Source organism: uncultured Subdoligranulum sp. (assembly GCF_937890665.1).
In genome coordinates, this window is sequence record NZ_CALADU010000016.1 from 1 (window position 1) to 21,018 (window position 21,018).

12 protein-coding genes and 1 tRNA gene are annotated in these 21,018 nt (G+C 54.1%); 10 read left to right on the top strand and 3 right to left on the bottom strand.

Annotation, left to right across the window (positions count from 1 at the left end; genetic code table 11):
• The 3 genes from Q0526_RS00670 to Q0526_RS00680 form a co-directional block, all read left to right on the top strand.
• On the top strand, nt 1-5,608 hold a 5,608-nt coding region (locus Q0526_RS00670; RefSeq protein ID WP_298729853.1), incomplete at its 5' end, for an Ig-like domain-containing protein.
• Between the two features lie 318 nt (nt 5,609-5,926).
• The gene (locus tag Q0526_RS00675; RefSeq protein WP_298729854.1) at nt 5,927-6,355 is read left to right on the top strand and encodes a sigma factor-like helix-turn-helix DNA-binding protein; all 429 of its coding nucleotides are present in this window, start codon (nt 5,927-5,929) and stop codon (nt 6,353-6,355) included.
• A 549-nt stretch (nt 6,356-6,904) separates the two neighbouring features.
• The gene (locus Q0526_RS00680; RefSeq protein WP_298729855.1) at nt 6,905-7,126 is read left to right on the top strand and encodes a hypothetical protein; all 222 of its coding nucleotides are present in this window, start codon (nt 6,905-6,907) and stop codon (nt 7,124-7,126) included.
• 696 nt (nt 7,127-7,822) lie between these two features.
• Here Q0526_RS00680 and Q0526_RS00690 read toward each other — a convergent pair.
• A complete protein-coding gene (locus tag Q0526_RS00690) occupies nt 7,823-8,704 on the bottom strand; it encodes an AraC family transcriptional regulator (protein ID WP_204884413.1) in 882 nt (293 codons plus the stop codon).
• Between the two features lie 219 nt (nt 8,705-8,923).
• On the opposite strand from Q0526_RS00690, the gene Q0526_RS00695 reads away from it, so the two are divergent.
• From Q0526_RS00695 to Q0526_RS00720, 6 genes are all read left to right on the top strand, one after another.
• Nucleotides 8,924-11,989 carry a glycoside hydrolase family 2 TIM barrel-domain containing protein gene (locus tag Q0526_RS00695; RefSeq protein ID WP_298729860.1) on the top strand — a complete coding sequence of 1,022 codons (3,066 nt, stop codon included), beginning with the start codon at nt 8,924-8,926 and terminating at the stop codon, nt 11,987-11,989.
• A 64-nt stretch (nt 11,990-12,053) separates the two neighbouring features.
• Entirely contained in the window at nt 12,054-13,421 is a 1,368-nt protein-coding gene (locus Q0526_RS00700) for an MFS transporter (protein WP_298729862.1), read from the top strand.
• Nucleotides 13,422-13,451: 30 nt separating this feature from the next.
• A complete protein-coding gene (galT, locus tag Q0526_RS00705) occupies nt 13,452-14,969 on the top strand; it encodes a UDP-glucose--hexose-1-phosphate uridylyltransferase (protein ID WP_298729864.1) in 1,518 nt (505 codons plus the stop codon).
• Nucleotides 14,970-15,691: 722 nt separating this feature from the next.
• Entirely contained in the window at nt 15,692-16,123 is a 432-nt protein-coding gene (locus Q0526_RS00710) for a sigma factor-like helix-turn-helix DNA-binding protein (protein WP_298729866.1), read from the top strand.
• 525 nt (nt 16,124-16,648) lie between these two features.
• Complete coding sequence (locus Q0526_RS00715) at nt 16,649-16,888, top strand: hypothetical protein (protein ID WP_298729868.1); 240 nt, start codon at nt 16,649-16,651, stop codon at nt 16,886-16,888.
• Between the two features lie 108 nt (nt 16,889-16,996).
• Nucleotides 16,997-18,481 (top strand): site-specific integrase, encoded by a 1,485-nt coding sequence (locus Q0526_RS00720; RefSeq protein ID WP_298729871.1) that lies wholly within the window; start codon nt 16,997-16,999, stop codon nt 18,479-18,481.
• Nucleotides 18,482-18,529: 48 nt separating this feature from the next.
• Here Q0526_RS00720 and Q0526_RS00725 read toward each other — a convergent pair.
• Nucleotides 18,530-18,606: transfer RNA gene (locus Q0526_RS00725), tRNA-Ile, on the bottom strand.
• A gap of 341 nt (nt 18,607-18,947) precedes the next feature.
• Here Q0526_RS00725 and Q0526_RS00730 point away from each other — a divergent pair.
• Nucleotides 18,948-20,195 (top strand): family 10 glycosylhydrolase, encoded by a 1,248-nt coding sequence (locus tag Q0526_RS00730; protein WP_298729872.1) that lies wholly within the window; start codon nt 18,948-18,950, stop codon nt 20,193-20,195.
• Here Q0526_RS00730 and Q0526_RS00735 read toward each other — a convergent pair.
• A complete protein-coding gene (locus Q0526_RS00735; RefSeq protein ID WP_298729874.1) occupies nt 20,173-20,568 on the bottom strand; it encodes a winged helix-turn-helix domain-containing protein in 396 nt (131 codons plus the stop codon). The genes Q0526_RS00730 and Q0526_RS00735 overlap by 23 nt on opposite strands.
• Nucleotides 20,569-21,018 lie beyond the last annotated feature (450 nt).

Consider the following 21,018-nt stretch of genomic DNA (forward strand, 5'->3'; position numbering starts at 1 on the left):
CCTGACCCAGTTGCAGAAAACCGGCGACCCGCTGGCCGCTGTGGAAACGACTTCCGGCAGCGACAGTGGCACAATGTCCCTGCAAGCCGGTCATGTGTACGGTTTTGCGGTGTATGCCGTCAATGCTTCGGACATCCTGCTCTATGACCTGTCCTTCGCTCCCGAATCAGACCAGCCCGAGCCTGAGCCGGAACCTGAACCGGAGCCGGAACCGGAGCCGGAGCCCGAGCCAGAACCGGAAGATCCTTATGAACCATCCGGCACCAGCCAGACCGAATTTACCTTTGAAGAATCGGATACCGCCGCTTGGACGTTATCCAACGCCTCTGTCACAGCGGACGCTCACGGCGGTTCCAACGGTCTGACCATCAACAAAGACGGCAGTGCTTCCATCACTGTCAACGATCTGCCGCAGGGCAGCTACACCGTCAGCCTGTGGGCCAAGGGCAGCGCCAGCGGCGGGCGCATGACAGTCAGCGGCACCGGCGGCCCTGACTCGGTGCTCAAGCTGGACAACGCCCTCTCCGGCCAGAGTGGCTGGGTGCAGGCAGCCCATCGCAATGTTCTGGTCTATAACGGTCAGATGACGCTGACCTTTGTCAATGATACCGATGGCCTTTGTATCGACGACATCCAGATCACACTGGACGCCGATGACAATAACCCTGTGACCAACTGGGGGTTTGAATCCGGCCTGGAGGGCTGGCAGACCACCGGCACGGTTGCCCTGACCGATGCTGCGGATACCGGCAGCCAGGCCGTACAGCTGGCTGACCAGAGCGAGGTGCGCCAGACCATTGCGGTGCAGCCGGATACCGACTACATTGCCACCGTGCGTATGAAGGTGGACCTGGAGGATACCTTTACCTCCACCGAACAGTACAGCCTGGACGGCAGCACCCTGATGGGCTTGCTGGTGGAACGCACCTCCACTGGCAACCGCGTCAATCTGGGCGTACGTGGCGCGGACGGCACTGTGTTGCGGCAGGCGCCTTCTGCCACAGCGGGTTATTCGCTGGTGACCATCGCCTTCCACACCGGGCCGGAGCAGACCCAGGTGGAGCTGTATGCCAACACGATCTTTGACGAGGCATACAAGGATTCCGTCACCGTATACGAAAACACCTTCGGCAGCGAAACCCCCTACCCCAACGGCTGGCAGCGCCCGAACCCCGACCAGGTAGATACCACCCATCTGGCCGATGACTGGACTTCCAACGGTTCGCACTTTGCCTATGTGGACAACTTTGATGTGTTCCAGGTAGACAACACCTATATCAAAGGGGCGGACATGTCCTTCCTGCAGGTGATCGAGGATTGCGGCGGCAAGTATTTTGCCAACGGCGTACAGCAGGATGCCCTGCGAATCCTGTCCAACCACGGCGTCAACTCGGTCATGGCGATGATCTTCGTCCACTCCGGTAACGAAGTCTATACCTGGGACGCGCTGACCCACCTGGGCACCACCGTTACCGGCTTCGATGGCGAATATGTTACCGGGCGGCAGCAGGTCATCGGTTATTTTGACGAGACCCATACCACCGCCCTGGCCCTGCGCTGCCAAGAATTGGGCATGACTTTCTCCCCCAGCTTCCACTATAGCGATACCTGGATCAGCGCCGCCAAGGCCCACATGCCCTATGAATGGCTGGAATCTGACTATGAGGGGAACCTTTCCAACCCGGATATTCAGATGCTGGAGACTGCTGTCTACAACTATGTGTATGATTTCCTCACCGATATGAAAGCAGCCGGGGTGGATAACATCATCACCGTGAAAAACGGCAACGAACAGAACGGCGGACTGCTGTTCCCTGTGGCGAGCGGTATCTCGCAGAACCATGCGGCCATCATCACCGCCTCCAGCCGCGCCGTGCGCAAGGTATACCCGGGCGCCATCAATACCATCCACACGAACACAGGGTATGACCCCAAACAGTTGGATAGCTTCTTCGGCCGCTTGCTGGGATATGGTGCCGAATTCGACGGCATGGGCTTCTCCCTGTACGGCGGACGGGATACCTCGGTCCAGCTGACCATGATGAAAGCCGCCCTTGCGAACGACACTCTGGCTGATTACGATTATATCAATGTGGAAACCGGATTTTCCTACACCGCAAAAAGAGATATGATCGGTTCAGATGGTGCCCGCATGGGCCTGACCAAATATTTTGACATCAGCCCCAACGGCCAATACAATTATCTGCTGGACTATATTCAGGCCCCCATGGATGTGCCCAATCCCACCGGCGTGACCCGCGGATTCTACTACTGGAACAGTGAAGCCATCGGCGTGTACGGAGCCGGACACAAACTGGGCGAAGCCATCAGCGATACACAGCGCTCGCTGTTCAATGGCGGAGACACTTCCATCCAGGAGATGGGCAGCAGCCAGCCGGGCAAGTCCGGCGATATGACCGAGGGCCTGTACGCCTATCTCCACCGCGGCGCTTCCAAGGCAGTGAGCAGCAGTGTTTATACCCCGCTGAGCTCCACCGCCGACACCCACAACGTCGCCCAGGCCTCCTCCATCACCCTTTCCCAGGATACCGTTACCTTGGCGGTGGGGGAACGGAAGCGGCTACATCAGACCATCGCACCGGAGAACGCACTTCTCAGCCAGTACCGCGTCATATATACCTCCAGCGATCCTTCCATCGCCCGAGTGTATGAGAGCGGCGTGGTGGAAGGGTGCAAACCGGGCACTGCTACCATCACCGCCACCGTGGGCAGCATCTCGGACACTGTACAGGTGACCGTAGGCGAACCTGTAGCAGCCAGCGGCATAACTGTGACCTACCGCCTATTGCACAACGGCCAGGAAGTCGAAACCGGCACTGTAACGGAGGGTATGACCCTGAACGCCGCCCCCTATGATGCCATCCAGTTCACCACAGCGCTGGATGGAGACCCTTCCGGCCGTGAGGTGTGCTGGACCATGAACAACGCAGATATCGCTCATTGGTACGGGGATACCTGGCAGACCGAGGATACGGTCATGCGCACACTGGCCACAGAACTTTCCTCCTCCAAGACCATCCCTGTCGTACAGCTGGACACCCGTGCAGCCGGACAGGTGCAGGTAAAAGCGGCCGCGGCAGACGGTGGTCCGGAACTGCAATTCACCGTCGAGATCATCGAAACGCCCCTCACCGGGGTAAAGATCCAAGGGGATACCACCGTGCGCTCCGGCCGTACACTGCAGTTGCAGGCAATACTGACCCCCTCCGATGCGACCTTCTACAAGATCAACTGGACCAGCAGCAACACCGCTGTGGCGACGGTGGACGCCAGCGGAAAAGTGACGGCCCTTACCCCCGGCACGGTTCAGATCACCGCAGCTTCCGACCAGTACCCTGCCATCTCCGATACTATCACCGTGGAGGTGACCCCGATCCTGGTGGAACCGCTGCTGCTCTCCCACAGTGTCATGGCCATCCAGACCGGCAGCAGCAAGACCCTGTCCGTGACGGTCACACCGGCAAACGCCCATGATCCATCCGTCACCTGGAGCGTGGAGCCTGGCGGCGAAGCCTACATTTCGGTGGATCAGAATGGTACCGTCACAGCGCTGGCAGAAGGTACTGGCACCGTAACGGCCACCGCCAACGACGGAAGCGGCGTTACTGCTTCCTGCACGGTGGTCGTGCAAAGCGACCCCATCCCGGCCACCGGCATGGAACTGTCCGAAGATGAAGTCTGGATCCGCTCCAACTACTTTTCCCCCGATGCAGCGGGCCGTGGTGACGCTGAGCCAGTCTATCAACTGACCGCTCACTTTACCCCCGATCTGGCGACCAACACCGATGTGACCTGGACCAGTGACAACGAGGCAGTGGCAACAGTGGACGCCAATGGCGCGGTCACCGCACACCAGGGTGGTATCGCCACCATCACCGCTGTGGCTGCCGATGGCGGTTTTACCGACTCCGCCGTTGTCCATGTGCCGGTGATCAGTGATGACTGGGAAAACTATATGCCTGATACCAGCGGTGGTTTCACCGATGGGAACACCTTCACCTTTGCAGTGGTGGAAAACGGGATCGAAGGACAGTCGCTGCAGGCAAAAGTCAGCAGCAGCACCGGCAGCGCCACCTCTCAGAACCGGCGCAAATTTTCCGCCGTCAGCGGCGATACCGTCGTGGTAGATTTCGACTGGAACGTAGGCCATTTCACCCCGGATACCCACTACCGCGGTGCCCACATCTCGCTGGAGGATGCCAACGGCAACTCCTGGCTGGCGCTGGCAGCCTTCCCCACACTGGACGGCAAGCAGGCCCCCATGGCCTATTACTATAAGGATGGTTCCACGGCCTTCCCCAGCAGCGGCAAGAACTTCAACTACATCCACGGAGGTCTGGGCCCCAATGCAGCTACCTTTGCCGACTGTGAGGAACTGGATGGCTTGCTGACCGGTGATGACCAGATCTATCACATCCGGGTTACTCTGAATTTCACCGGCCGGACGATCAGCTTCACCGTCACCGATGCAGCAGATCCTTCCAAGAGCCAGACAGTCTCTGACCTGCCCATGGATCCTACGGTTGACTATGCAGACAATGTGGGGGCCCTCGTGTTCTCCCACTACTTCCGCTCGGCTGCCTCCTGGACCACATCCATCGACAACTTCTCGGTGTATGGCACTTCGGTAGCCCCGGCCAGTATCGAATATACGGTCAACTGCGTCAACCTGAACGCGGTGGACGGCATCAAACTGGTGCCGGTGGAAGGTGCGCTGAGCGCCACCGCCAAACTTTTCCCCACCGTTTATCCTACTGCCGCTGACCAGACGGTGACCTACACCGTTTCGGATGAATTGAAGGATTGGATCACGGTAGATAACGAAGGCACTATTGCCATTCATGAAGGCAAATTTGTGGAATATGGTAAAGCCGATAGTGTGGAAACCGTCAACGGCAGCATCCGCATTCAGTCAGCTGTGGATGAGACGATCTTCCAGGATGTAAAAGTCCTGGTCGGACCTCCCAACACCAATGAAAAACTGACTCTGACCGTGAACGGTACTGAATATTCGGAGACTGCCATGCAGTTCCTAGTGGGCCAGGCTGTGGACTTAGGGTTTGCAGCTACGGGCGGTGACGGCAACAGTGACCTGTTCCGTTATAAATGGACGATTGCCGAAAACACCGCCGGCGCCATACTGGACGGTAACACGCTGACTGCCAAGCAGGAGGGTACTGTTACACTGAACTTTGTCATTGACTTTTTCCGGGGTGAAACCACCAGAACTATAGAACTGGTATTCACGGACAAAGCGGAACCTCCCGTCGATCCAGACGAGCCTGACAGCCCAGAGGAAGGTGGTGACCCCTCCGATCCGGAGCAACCCACCCCTGCGGAACCTCAGCAGCCAGATCAGGGAGACAGCGGGCAGACAACCTCCCGGCCCGACGACAAGAAAGCTGTCACCGCGCAGAATGTTTCCGAAATTTCTGAGCCGGACTCCATCACGCAGCCTTCTTCGATCCCGCAGACGGCGGATCCATTCCCACTGGGGCTCTGTCTTCTCATAACAGCAGCCAGTTTTGGTGCGCTCCTTCTGCTGCTCCTGCTGAAATATGACCGCAGATCTACGCAAAATAAGTAAAGGATAATGAGGCCGCCCCCATCCAAGCCCACTGGGAAGCGGACGAACATGCACAGGACGGCATGGTGAAATACCATGCCGTCCTTCTTTTTTATTGAGCCAATCTGAGAGGGGGTCCGTGTAGCTGCGTATACATTCACAACACGCCCCTCTTTGCAACCTTTAGCAACACGTCTACACGCCTGTCCCTTCTGCTACACAGAAGCTGTCCGGCAAGGTCGTTACTAAAGGCTTTCTTTTTTATCATCTTTCCCCGCGGGCCGCCGTTCTGGTTTTGCCTTTCTCATGAACGACAAAATCAGACGGAGGTACCCTTTCATGAAATCCATTGATCTTACAAAATATTATGCTCATCCACTCCATGAGGGAGAGGACACCATTCTTCTCGTTTCCGACGAAGTAGCTGACGCGCTGGAACAGTTTGTGCGCGAGGAAAACAACGTCGCCCTGCGCCGTTACCGTGCCAAAGCCTACTACTCCCTCGACTGCGGGGACGGCATTGAACACCATATCCTCTTCCGGGAGGAAACACCCGAAGAACTCTATGAAAAAAAGCTGACCATCCAGCAGCTCAACCGGGCCCTCGCCAAACTCCCTGTCAAACAGAGCCAGCATATCTACGCCCGCTTCTTCCTCGGCAAAAGCTGCCGGGAGATTGCCCTAGCGGAACAGGTTTCGGTACGGGCGATCCAAAAGTCCCTGCGCAGCGGTCTGAAGCGGCTGGCGGCCATTCTGAAAAAAGTTTGATCCTACAGGTTCGCTTTTTGCCGTTTTTTGAAATGGTTAATAAGAGACAAACTTCACTTCCCCCGTTTGTCTCCTGCGTACCTTGAAAATTGAAGATCCGACATTTCAGCTACATACAGCCTGTCTGGCCGCAACCCACGGAGCGACGGCCAGCACGGAAGGGAATGCCGCCAGGATGCCGCGCCCCGAGGAGGTGAAACCCCGGCGACGGTGGAGCGAACAGCATTCGCCTTCAAGTGAGTTTTGGACCCTCACTGATGCCATGAAAGGACAGGTATCATGATACGTCCCTCAGTGCTATCGCAAGACTGCAGAGGGCCTGCCAAGTAAGCAGGAAGCGGGAGCGCCACACGCCAGGCTGAAATGTCGCCTTGCATCCGGGTAGTAGTGTCGAACAGGATGCGTGATGAATTTTAGATACCACGGCGGTCACCGTATTTTTTGCACTTCAGTGCCTAACGGTGGCCGCTGTTCATGTGGAATTCATCCACGAAAATTTCCCTATCTCTAATATATATAAATAATGTAAGGAAGGAGCTGATCTCTGCTATGGATAAAGAATCATCGGCAGAAACTGGGTATGAGATGGAAAAAGTTGTGCTACCGCAAATTGCCAGCATCAAACAAGCCAGTAAACTTATGGGCTTGCCACCCTACTATCTGCGGCGCCTTTGCAAAGAAGTTCCTGGTCTGGCGTTTCAGTCCGGCGTAAAATGGTATATCAATCTTGGACGGCTGGCAGACTACTACAACAAACATCCTGAGGAATGACCGTGCACAACCAAACCAGGTTGTCAAGGCTGTCGTAGCCTTCCACGGCAGCCTGCCACTTTTTTCCCTGATCGTGTATTGTTGTATTGTAAAACAAAACACAGGAGGTTTCATAAAATGGCATCTGCAAAACTGGTCACTCCACAAAACAAACCTGCCTACTATAAACTCACAGCCAATATCATGGTAGACGGTATAATACAAGGGGGGTATAAATACTACTCTTTAATAATACGAGGTGCTTGTATGAAAATCACCCACAGCCTTGAATTTCAGGTTGGTAGCAAAGAGGAAAAGCTCCCTTATGACACACCTGATTTTCCATATATTGCTTCACAAGCAGAGTTGGATTCCTATCGTGAGCCATTTGTCCCGTGGCACTGGCACAATGCCATAGAACTGTTTTACATGGAGAGTGGCGAACTGAAATATTACACGCCACACGAAACGCTGGTATTTCCCGCAGGTTCAGCCGGGATGGTAAACGCAAATGTACTGCATAAAACGCAGCTTCAAAGTCATAGCGAAAAGAATATACAGCTGTTGCATATTTTTGATCCGCAGCTATTGGCCGGAAACCGTGGCAGCCTAACATCCCTTATTAAAACAGTACAATTATTTCTCCTTCTTTCAATATTCCAATGCAAAACGACGGTCTGTAAAGTCAGACCGTCGTTTTGCATTTGTATAAGTGTTTTATTCATTGGAACTGTTGGCTATTGCTTCTCCCTGAAGCATTTTACGGTACTCAGAAGGGGAAACACCTTTCTGCTTCTTGAAAATACGGCTGAAATAAAGAGGATTCTCATAACCGACAATAGTGGATATTTCTGTCACATTGTAGTCCGTGGTTTCCAGAAGGCTGACAGCGTTATTGATTCGAATGGCCAGTATGTACTGCATGGGAGATTTCATAGTCATTTGCTTGAAATTCCGTAGGAACCAACTGACACTCATTCCTCTGGACTGAGCATATTCCTCGATACTGATATCTTCGTTGTAATGCTCGTTAAAATACTTCCGGGCATAATCAATTTCTTCCTGCAGGTAAGAACTGACAGTGGGTTTCCGTTCTTCCCAGCTGCGCTGCACCAGCAGGAAAATCTGGCGCAGATACATTTCCAAAAGTTCCTGATATCCGGTCCGGCAGGTTTGCAGCTCATTGATCATTTCCTTGAACAAATAAGCATAGGTAGCAGAGGAACCGGAGTAGATTACATTGCGGTCGAGAGGAATATCATAATGTCTCAGGATGTTTCTAACATCAGAGCCGGTAAAGTGTACCCAATAAACTTCCGGGCGATCCACCGCAAAGTATTCATAATGCTGTTCCTGGCGGGGATGGAAAAGTATCATGTGTCCTGCGGCAACCTCTTTTGGTTCTCCATTAAAATAGAAGACAGTCTTACCGGAAGCCACATACAGTAACTGATAGTCCAAACGGCCTCTGGGACGCCAGGTGGGCAGTCGCTCTTTGGTGCGCAGGCGGTATGTACCGCAGCTGCCCACAATGAGAGGCTTGGATTTGTCCTTGAAAGGCAATCTGGAATTATTCAGGTAACCGGAGTTTATATACATTGTACAATCTTCCTATTCTGTTTTTGTACAATATGCTTGTGAGCATGGATATTGTTCGGAAAACATGGAAAAACAAGGGAAACTGAAAACTACACTTTTCTACATAGTATCATTTTGTGTAGGTTTTGTCCATTCTAGTTTATTCATTTTTTTGCAAATTATTTCTATAATACAGCCAGAAGTTAAAAAACGGCAAAACAAAAAACGGAGGAGAAATCTATGATCATTCCTGCATACTTCGAAGACCTGCATACCCATCATGTAGGCACAACTCCTAACCGCTCCTACTTCATCCCGGCATCTAAGAGAATGGATGATCTTGTGGAGAACCGGGAGAATTCTGACCGGTTCCAGCTGTTAAATGACAACTGGAAGTTCCGGTACTGCGCGTGCATCCACGACTTCGAAGATAAGTTCTACGAAGAAAACTACGATGCATCCGGCTGGGATATGATCCCCGTCCCCAGCGTCTGGCAGAACCACGGTTACGACCAGCACCAGTACACCAACATCCGCTATCCCTTCCCGGCAGACCCTCCCTATGTTCCTTATGAAAATCCCTGCGGTGCTTATCTGTACGATTTTGTCTATGAAGGCAATGCAGATGCCCCCAAGGCCTACCTGAACTTCGAGGGTGTTGACTCCTGCTTCTACGTCTGGCTCAACGGCACCTTCCTGGGCTACAGCGAAGTCTCCCACTCCACCTCCGAGTTTGACATCACCGAGACTGTCAAAGAAGGCAAGAACACTCTGGCAGTTCTGGTCCTGAAGTGGTGTGACGGCAGCTACCTGGAAGATCAGGACAAGTTCCGTACTTCCGGCATCTTCCGGGATGTGTACATCCTGAAGCGTCCTGAAAACTGCATTCGGGACTACTTCACCACCACGCTGCTGGATGAAGAGGAAGCCACCGTCCGTATCCGGTTTGCCTACAACGGTGAGTTCGTCCCCACCAAGGTAAAGCTGCTGAATGCGGCTGATAAGTCTGTCGGAACCGGTGTTGTTAAGGTGTTCGATGGCGGTGCCTACACCCATCAGGCAGTCTTCACGGTGAAGAATCCCACCCTCTGGAATCCCGAAAAGCCTTACCTGTACACCCTGATCCTGGAAACTCCCGACGAAGTCATCACCGACCGCATCGGCTTCCGGGCCATCCACATTGAGAACAACATGGTGTTCCTCAACGGCAGCCCCATCAAGTTCCGGGGTGTCAACCGGCACGACTCCGATCCCGTAACCGGCCCTGTGATCAGCGTCGAGCACATGAAGCGGGATCTGCGGATGATCAAGGAATACAACTTCAATGCAGTTCGCACCAGCCACTATCCCAACGCTCCCATGTTCTACCAGCTCTGCGACCAGTACGGCTTTATGGTCATCGACGAAGCTGACAACGAAAGCCACGGCGCTTCCGCTCTGTACTGTAAGGAGAACGACATCTGGGAGAACCACGTGGAAACCTGGAACGAGCCCTTCGCAGATAACCCCGACTTCCTGGAAGCAACTATGGACCGCACCCAGCGCTGCGTCCAGAGAGATAAGAACCGCCCCTCCGTTATCTGCTGGTCCATGGGTAATGAAAGTTCCTACGGCTGCTGCTTCGAGGCGGCGCTGGCCTGGACCAAGCACTTCGATCCTGCTCGCCTGACCCACTACGAAAGCTCCCAGTACCGCAGCCGCAAGCGCAAGTACGACTTCTCCAACATCGACCTGTACAGCGATATGTACCCCTCCATGGAGCGCCTGCAGCGCTACCTGGACTCCAACCCCGACAAGCCCTTCCTGATGTGTGAATATGCACACGCCATGGGTAACGGCCCCGGCGACCTGGAAGACTACTGGCAGTTCATCCAGGATCACGACATCATGTGCGGCGGCTTCGTCTGGGAGTGGTGTGACCACGCAATCTACGCAGGTGTAGCCGAGAACGGCAAGGCAAAGTATCTGTACGGCGGCGACAGCGGTGAGTGGCCTCACGACGGCAACTTCTGTGTCGACGGTCTGGTCTATCCCGACAGAACTCCCGGCACCGGCCTGATGGAATACAAGAATGTTCACCGTCCTGCCCGTGTTGAAGCTTACGATGCCAAGTTTGGCCAGCTGACCGTCCACAACTACATGGACTTTGTCAGCCTGTCCGATTATGCCACCGCAACCTACGAAGTCAGCTGTGACGGTGTGATCGTGGCCAGCGGCAAGATCGAAAAGCTCCCCGCAGTTGCTCCTCACTGCGACGGCACCATCCCCCTGAGCATCGAGATCCCCGAAAAGGGCCGCTGCTACCTGAAGATCTCCTACAAGCTGAAAAATGCCACCGAGATCCTGCCCGAGGGCTTCGACCTGGGCTTCGACGAAGTCAAGCTGGAAAATGCAGATGACCGGAACCAGACTGCCCTGCAGATTTGGAAAACAAAGCCCGTCAGTGAGGAGTCCATCACCACCACCGAAGGCGACCGTTACATCACCATCAGCACCAAGACCTTTACTTACAAGTATGATAAGTTCACCGGTATGTTTGCCAAGATGACCTTCGACGGCAAGGAAGTCCTGGACAAGCCCATGAACTTCAACATCTGGAGAGCACCCACCGATAATGACCGCAAGCTGAAGCTGCACTGGATGGCTGCCTATTACGATCACATGGCTACCCGCTCCTACAGCACCCACTTTGTGGCTACCGAAAACGAAGTTAGAATCCACTCCAATGTATCCATCGCTGCTACCACCATTCAGAAGTTCATCAACATCGAGCTGGATTGGACCGTCAGCGTCACCGGTGCCATCACCGTAGACATCCTGGCAAAGCGGAACCCCGAATTCCCTGAGCTGCCCCGGTTCGGCCTGAGAATGTTCCTGCCTGAGCAGCTGGAAAATGTCACCTACTACGGTCTGGGCCCCATGGAGAACTATGTGGACAAGCGTAACGCCGCATGGCATGGCCTGTTCACCGATACTGTCACCGGTCTGCATGAAGATTACATCCGGCCCCAGGAGAACGGTGCCCACGGCGACTGCGACTACGCAGTTCTGGAAAGCGAAGACCTGCGTATGACCGTTGTCAGCACTGAAGGCTTCAGCTTCAACGCATCCCACTACACTCAGGAAGAGCTGACCAATAAGGGTCACAACTTCGAACTGGAGGAATCCGGCAGCACTGTCCTGTGCCTGGACTATAAGCACAATGGCATCGGCTCCAACAGCTGCGGTCCCGAGCTGATGGAAAAGTACCGCCTGACCGATGAAACCATCGACTTCAGCATCCGTCTCATCCCCGAATCCAAGTAAGAAATGTGAGTGGGGGAAACCCCACCCAAAATGAAACAAACAAAATATATTAAGGAGAATAATTATGAACGAAAAGAGATATCTGAAGTGGTATAACAAGATCGGCTACGGCTCCGGTGACATTGCAGGTAATGTGGTGTATGCGTTCCTGACCTTCTTCGTTATGATCTACCTGTCCGACACCATCGGACTGAACCCCGGCATTATCGGCACCCTGATGGCAGTTGCCAAGATCTTCGACGGCATCTCTGATGTGATTTTCGGCTCCCTGATCGATAAGACCCACACCAAAATGGGTAAGGCCCGTCCCTGGATGCTGTGGCCTTACCTGGGCTGCGGTGTCTGCTTGTTCGCAATCTTCTCCATTCCCACTTCCTGGGGCAAGACCGCACAGTACGCCTTCTTCTTCATCTTCTACGTGATGCTGAATGCCGGCTTCTACACCGCAAACAACATCGCTTACTCCGCACTGACCGCTCTGGTTACCAAGAATGAAAACGAGCGTGTTCAGCTGGGTTCCCTCCGCTTCGTCTTCGCATTCACCACCAGCACCATCATCCAGGCTGTTACCTTCGGTCTTGTTGCACACTTCGGTAATGATGCCGCCGCATGGCGAATCGTCGCTCTGATCTATGTCGTCATCGGTATCATCTCCAACACCATCTCTGTCCTGTCCCTGAAGGAGCTGCCCGAGGACGAAAACGAAACCAAGAAGGACACCTCCGCTCCCGCTGAGAAGTACACCCTGCGTGAGGCAGCCGGTCTGCTGGTCAAGAACAAGTTCTATCTGCTGATCCTGGGCGTTTATCTGCTGACTCAGCTGTACACCGCCTTTACCGGTGTTGGTACCTACTACATGACCTATGTTTTGAAAGATGCAAACCTGATGGGCAAGTTCGCCGCTGCACTGAACATCCCCATGATCATCGGCCTGCTGCTGGTGCCCACTTTGGTTGCAAAGCTGGGCGGCATGTACAAGATCAACTATAGCGGCTACGCTCTGGCTACCGTTGCAAGAATCCTGGTGATCGTGGCTGCTTACATGGGCAGTGTCCCCATGATGCTGGTTTTCACCGCTGTGGCTTCCCTGGGTATGTGCCCCCTGCAGGGCGACCTGAATGCGGTTATCGCTTCTGCTTCTGACTACACCTATCTGACCACTGGCAAGCGTATCGACGGCACCATGTACTCCTGCACCTCTCTGGGTGTTAAGATCGGCGGTGGCCTGGGTACCGCAATCTCCGGCTGGCTGCTGGCTGCCGCAGGATTCATTGAAGGCGGCGCCGCTGTTCAGCCTGACTCCGTGATTACCATGCTGAATGTTATGTACCTGTGGCTGCCCGCAATCTTCTGTGCACTGGTCACCTTCCTGCTGACCAAGCTGAATGTTGAAAAGGCAAAACAGGCTCTGCTGGCTTCCCGCAAGGCATAAGAAAAATCTTTCGAAAAGGAATTTAAAGGAGTGTTTTATACGAACATCAATGAGAATATTTCCGCTTTGGTGCAGTATGGCTTGGACAGGAAACTGATCGAGCCCTGCGACAAGGCGTTTATTATAAACCAGCTGCTTACTCCCCAGCAGCTGGATAGTTTTGAACCTGCAGAAGTCCGTCCCATGCCTCTGGAGCAGATCCTGAAGAATCTGACGGATGACGCAGTGAATAGAGGTATCATCTCCGATGATATCACCAGCCGGGATCTTTATGATACCAAACTGATGGGAATCCTGACCCCGCCTCCCAGAGAAGTGCGCAGCACCTTCGAAGCGCTGTATGAGGAAAATCCCAAGACTGCCACAGACTGGTTTTACAAGTTCTCTCAGGATACCGATTACATCCGCCGTTACCGGATCCAGAAGGATATGCGCTGGAAGACTGTGACGGATTACGGCACGCTGGATGTGACCATCAACCTGAGCAAGCCTGAAAAGGACCCCAAGGCTATTGCCGCAGCCAAGGCGGCACCTCAGTCCGGATATCCCAAGTGCCAGCTGTGCGCTGAGAACGAAGGCTATGCAGGCCGGATGAATCATCCCGCCCGGCAGAACCACCGGATCATTCCCATCACCATTGGCGGTAAACCCTGGTACTTGCAGTACAGCCCCTATGTCTATTACAACGAGCACTGCATTGCATTTAATGCGGAGCACACTCCTATGAAAATCGATAAGGCAGCCTTCGAGAAGCTGCTGGACTTCGTCACCATCTTCCCTCACTATTTCATCGGCAGTAATGCAGACCTGCCCATCGTGGGCGGCAGCATCCTGAGCCATGAGCATTTCCAGGGTGGATGCTATACCTTCCCCATGGAGAAGTCCCCCGTGGAGCGTAAGATCGTCTTCAATGGCTTTGAGGATGTGAAGGCAGGCATCGTGAAGTGGCCCATGAGTGTCATCCGTCTGACCTGCCCGGACAAGCAGCGGATCGCGGATCTGGCAGACCATATCCTGCAGTCCTGGCGCGGTTATTCTGATGCAGATGCCTTTATCTTCGCGGAAACCAACGGTGAACCCCATAATACCATCACGCCCATTGCCCGCCGCAGGGGAGAGGACTACGAGATGGATCTGGTCCTGCGTAACAACATTACCACGGAGGAACATCCTCTGGGCGTATTCCATCCCCATGCAGAGCTGCATCATATCAAGAAGGAGAATATCGGCCTGATCGAAGTGATGGGTCTGGCTGTGCTGCCCTCCAGACTGAAGCAGGAACTGGCAGACCTGGAAGAAGCCATTTTGATGGACAAGCCCATTACTGGCGAGCTGGAGAAGCACGCTAAGTGGGTTCAGCAGTTAAAGGAAACCCATACGTTTACAACGGACAATACCGCATGCATTCTGAAGCTGGAAGTTGGCAAGGTGTTTGCCAAGGTACTGGAGCATGCTGGTGTCTATAAGAGAAATATGGATGGCGAGGCAGCTTTTGACCGCTTCATCCGCTATGTAAATCGAGGTGAAAAAAGCCACAAACAAATCTGAACGAGGGAGGGAAGTGCTATGACATCTCCTTCCTACCATCGTATTTTCCTACTCCGATGCACAGACAGGGACGAATGAATACATTTCCGTTGTAATCGAGGACAACGGTGCGATCACCTACTACGGGCGCATTTTGCAACTGGACGGTACAACCAATGGCTCAAGCGGAACGACAAGTCTTATGATCGGCTTTCTGCCGCCCTGGAGCAGCCGGAGAGCGCAGATGGACAGAACCCAGAGCAATCCCATTATGAGGCTCTGAAAGCGCAAAACCCGGACTTTTTCGGGTGGATTTCCATAGTGAATCACGCAGAGAGAATGACATTGTTTTCCATATTTTTCCATAACTCGACAAGTCTTGCAAACAATATATAGTATGATTTAGTTATAAAGTAACACTATATATAGCTGTGTGGGTCAAAATAAACACGACTTGACGAGGAAGGAAGGGGAAGAATGGTTAAGGCAAGTAGCACAGCAACTTGTTCCTCTAGCGTGATGAGCTGAGCAGGGGGCATCTGAGAAATCAGATCGCCCCTTATTTCATTTCGACAACATTCTACGACCTCTTACAAAATACCACCAAATATCCCATAATTTTCCATTACGTTGGAATCGGGAAATGGTCGGTTTGTAAGAGGTCTTTTTTCTTTTTTATCTGGCCCAGGGCACCACCGGTTACCTCCGCATTTTGATGAAAGCCAAAATTGACGGAGGTGCCTATGAAAACCATTGATCTGAAAAAATACTACCGCAAACCTGAATTGTACGGCGAAAGCAATTTGGTGCTCGTCACGGATGAGGTGGCGGACGTACTGGAGCAATCCTTGCGAGATGAAAAAAGTTACTATATGCGGCGGCTGCGGGCCAAAGCGTTCTACTCGCTGGAATATGGCAATGGCATTGAGAACTATGTTGTTTTCCATGAGGAGTCGCCAGAAGAAATTTACGAGCGAAAATTAACTATGCAGCAGTTGAATGAGGCCCTTGCCAAACTCCCTATCAAACAAGGACAGCATATCTACTCCCGCTATTTCCTTGGTAAATCTTGTAAAGAAATTGCTTTGGCAGAGCACGTGACGCCTAGAACGATACAAATCACCCTTCAGCGTGGGTTGAAACGGCTAGGAAAATTGCTGAAAGAACTGTATTGAAACGTGTCTCGCTTTTTGTCCTTTTGCGTGCATATTAGTGAGAGGTAAATTTAGGCTTCCCCCAAAACCTCTCCTGCACCTTGAAAAAGCAAATATCCGACATTTCGGCTACATAAAGCCTGCCTGGCCGCAACCCACGGAGCGTCGGTCAGCACGGACGGGATTGCCGCCAAGATACCACGCCAAGGAGGAGGTGAATCTCCGGCGATGGTGGAGCGATCAGCATTTGCCGTCACGGTGAGGGTGGAATCTCACCAATGCGATGAAAGGGCAGGTAATCATGATACGCCCCTCAGTGCTATCGCAAGACTGCAGAGGGACTGCAAAGTAAGCAGGAAGCGGGAGCGTCCCAACGCCGAGCCGAAACGTCGCCCAGCATCCGGGAAGTAGTGTCGAAAAGGATGCGAAATTGATCTTAGATACCACGGTGGTCAGTGTGCCGTTTTATACTGGCATCATTGGCCACCGTTCATGTGAGATCAATTTGCATTGATACAAGGATCTGAAAAGGAGGTGCCAGGATTCATGAAGTACGTCGAATCTTCTGCTGAAAAAACGCCGGAAACGGATATTGAGATTGAAAAAGTAGTGTTACCCCAGGTTGTCAGCATCAAGAAGGCAAGCGAAATTATGGGGTTGCCGCCCTACTATCTTCGCCGCCTTTGCAAAGAGGTTCCCGGTCTGGCTTTCCAGTCGGGAGTAAAGTGGTACATCAATCTTGGGCGTTTGGCCGCCTATTACAATGGCCAAAAGGAGGAAGAATAACACATTCATTCATGTGTGTCAAGGCTGTCGTTGGCTGAAACGACAGCCTACTTCTTTTGCCAGATAAGGGGTATAGTTGAGGCATCAAAAACAGTAGGAGGTAAGAAAATGGCATCTGTTAAATTGATGACCCCGCAGAACAAACCGCCGTATTTCAAACTGACGGCCAACATCTTGGTTGATGGCAAGGTAGAGCGGCGCTACTCCCGCTTTGATTTTGACCCCCAAAAACTGAGAACCTCAAAGACCAGGACCGCAGCGGCGACTGCCGCAGCAATGGAATTTGAAAAGCATGAGCAGGAACTTGTGTATCAGGCGAAAAGCGACGCCAATAAATCCTTTGCGGAAGTGGCAAAAGAATACATATTGGATAGTAAAGCGCGCCTAGCACCTTCCGCCAGACTCCGTGGGGACTTTGACAGCCGCAAAAATAAAGCCAATACGACCCGGACCAAAGAAAACTACCTCAACCGTATTATCATTGTATGCCCCTGGTTTGCCGACAAACCTGTTTCCCAAATCACCAAGGTCGATTACAAAAGGCTCATGGAGGAAATTGATAACGATGGCATCAGGGTACATGAAAAGGCATTTCTCCTTCCTGAAGCAAGGAAATACAAAACTAAGTCCTTTAACAAACTGGCAGTCGGCCATGACATAACCGCCTACACAATGGCAGAAGCCTTCCGTGGTAAACATGTTTCAAGACACTCAGCAGAAGAAATTTCCAAAGCGCTGGGTGTTCAGTTGGAACAGGCTTTCCGTATTGAAGGTACTGAAACGACATTGACCCGCAAAACCCTTCGAGAGTATGCTCTGTTTGCACGTCAGGTTTTACAGTTTGCCAGTGATCAATACGGTACGGTACAACCGGCGTTTACCCTTCCGGCACGGGGAACACGTCCCCGCTTTGTGGATTGTCTGCATGAGGATGAAGTAAAACAGTTGCTGAACTATCTTCCCAATTGCAGTATGCTTGAGCAGACAATCGTACAAGCACTCCTCAATACCGGAATGCGACGTGGTGAACTGGCTGGCCTAACGTGGGAAGATATAAACTTCACGCAGTGTACGGTCCATGTGTATAAATCCCTTCTGGTTTTCCATGAGTATGGCTACCAGTTGACCACAACCAAAGAATCTAACGACCGGTACATAGACGTAGCACCTGAATTCATGACCTTCATGAAAAGGTGTTATGAATTATGGAAATATCAGCGCAAGATGATGGGAGCCAGTTGGCAGAACTCAATCGAAAAGAAACGCTGCAAATATCCTGATTCCCTTCGAACGCTGGCGGGCAACAATTTTGTGATCTGCGATGATCATGGATGGCCTCTCAGCCCGGACAGCTATGCTTGCATCGTCAGAAGGATTGGCGACAAAGCCGGTATCCGGCACCTCCATCCCCACATGTTCCGGCACACCTTTGTCAGCATCCTGATGTCCAACCCTGACATTGGTGTTGCCACAGTAGCTGCTGAAGCAGGCCATGCCCAACCCAGTACAACCCTGATGATCTACACTCAGCAGTACAAAAAGCGCCAAGAATCCATTCGCAATCAGCTCAGCCGTGAATTGTACGGAGTATAAAAGAAGAACGTGCCTCATCATTAAAAAATGACGTAGGCACGTTCTTTTTGGTGGGCCAGGCAGGGTTCGAACCCGCGACCAAGCGGTTATGAGCCGCCAGCTCTGACCAGCTGAGCTACTGGCCCGTAAGATATACTATTGAACTCCTAAAACACCATCTCGTAGCCAATCCATAGCCAAAACGGTGTTTTTAGAAGGTATCGCAAAATAAAATGACGTTATATCGTGATTTCAAAAAGATATTTTGGTTAAACTAACAGGTTATGAGCCGCCAGCTCTGACCAACTGAGCTACTGGCCCCCATCCACAGTATTCATTATTATACCACAACCCGCCGCGCCTGCCAAGGGCGGCGGGCATTTTTTTGTCCCGCGCCGCATACACTGTACCAGAATGCGGGCGGCCGGCCGGCCGGTTCGCCGTTTCCTGCGGGTCCGGCCCGCTCATATGGAGGGAGGCTCTGCCTATGCGGCGGCTTTTATGGGGGTTGGCGGCGCTGTTGCTGGCGCTGTTCGCGGCGCTGGCGCCGCTGCGTCTGACCGGGGCGGGGGACAGGCCCGCGCCCTCCGCCGCGCCGCCCGCCACTGGTGAGAACCCGTCGCCCTCGGCCCTGCCCCTGCGCGCCACGCCCTACCGCGCCGTGTGGGTCAGCTATCTGGAATGGCAGCAGGTGGATTTTTCCAGCGCCGAAGCCTTCGCCCTCGACGCGGCCCGGATGATGGACGACATCGCCGCCCTGGGGGCCACCGTGGTGCTGGCCCAGGTGCGGCCTTTCGGGGACGCGCTGTACCCCAGCGAATACTTTCCTTTCAGCCATCTGTGTACCGGCGTGCAGGGGCAGGACCCCGGCTTTGACCCGCTGGAGATCCTGATCCAGACCGCCCACGACCGCGGGCTGGAACTGGAAGCCTGGATCAACCCCTACCGTCTACAGGCAAACGGCGCGCCCGCCCTGTGTGACGGCAGCCCCGCCGTGCAGCATCCCGAATGGGTCCGCGCCACCACGCAGGGGCTTTACCTGAACCCCGCCGCCCCCGAAGTGTGGGCGTTCCTGGCGGCCGGGGTGGAAGAACTCTGCGCCGGGTACGACATCGACGGCATCCATTTTGACGATTATTTTTACCCCACCAGCGACCCGGCCTTTGACGAGGTGGACTATGCCGCCAGCGGCAGCACGCTGGCGCTGGACGACTGGCGGCGGCAGAACGTGGACGCCCTGATGGCCGCCTGCCATGCGGTCACGCAGTCCTACGGCGTGCGGTTCGGCGTGGCGCCGCTGGCCGACCTGGACCTTTGCCGGGACGGGCAATACAGCGACGCCGCCCGCTGGATCGCAGAGGGCGGCTATGTAGACTATGTGATGCCCCAGTTCTATTGGGGCCTGACCTATGAATCCGAGAGCGGCGGCCACGCGCTGGGCACGCTGGCCGCCCAGTGGGCGGCGCTGCCCCGTGCGGAGGGCGTGGCGCTGTACGGCGGGCTGGGGGCCTACCGCATCGGGGACGGGGACGGTTCCACCGGCCCGGAAGGGGAGTGGCTTTCCGGCCACGCGCTGGCGGACCAGCTTGCGGCGCTGGCGGACCTGGGCTATGACGGCGCGGGTCTGTACCGATACGCCTCGCTGTGGGCCAATCCCCAGTGGGAGGACCTGGCCGCGCGGGAACGGGCCGCCGTCGAAGCGCGCTGGGCGCTCACACAGGACCCCGCGTGTTGAGCCGGTAGCCGACCTTGAACACGGTCTGGATCTCCTGCCCCAGGCCCAGTTTGCGGCGCACCCGGTTGATATGCACGTCCACGGTGCGGCTTTCGCCCACGTAGTCGTACCCCCAGGCGTCGGCCAGCAGTTGGCCGCGGGTCAGCGCAATGTTGCGGTTGAGGACCAGCGTTTCCAACAGGGCGTATTCCCGCGGGGTGAGGTCCACTTCCTGCCCGGCACGCCAGACGCGGCGGGCGCGCATATCAATGCAGACATCCTTAAAGCGGAAAACCCCGCGCTGCTGGCGGCGGGCGCGCCGCAGCGCGCCCTGCACCCGCAGCCTGCGGGCCTGTTGGGCCTGCTGGCCCCCTGTGATTCGGTCGTCCGGCATCGGGCAGCCCCCCTTTCGACTTCTGACATCTATATACTATAACGGCAGATGTTGCCGACTTGTTACAAAACCGGCAAAATTTGAACAGTTTTTGATTATTTGATTAAAAAGTGAGGAAATTTTTTTGGTGGGGGAGGGGTACTATAGCCCGGAAAGTTCCGGGCGGCGGTAAGTTCTGCGCGGCGGGGTCAAGACCTCGCCCTACAGAGCAAGGAAAACGGGTGCTATGATTTGAAAAACGGCCTGCCGCCGCGGGCATCCGCGGGCCGCATGCATGCGGCCCCTACGATTGGCCGAAAGGTGGAAAACAAAGGGGCGCGTGCGCGACGGTTTGTAGGGCGGGGTCTTGACCCCGCCCTACAGAGCAAGGAGAACGGGTACTATGATTTGAAAACCGGCCTGCCGCCGCGGGCATCCGCGGGCCGCATGCATGCGGCCCCTACGATTGGC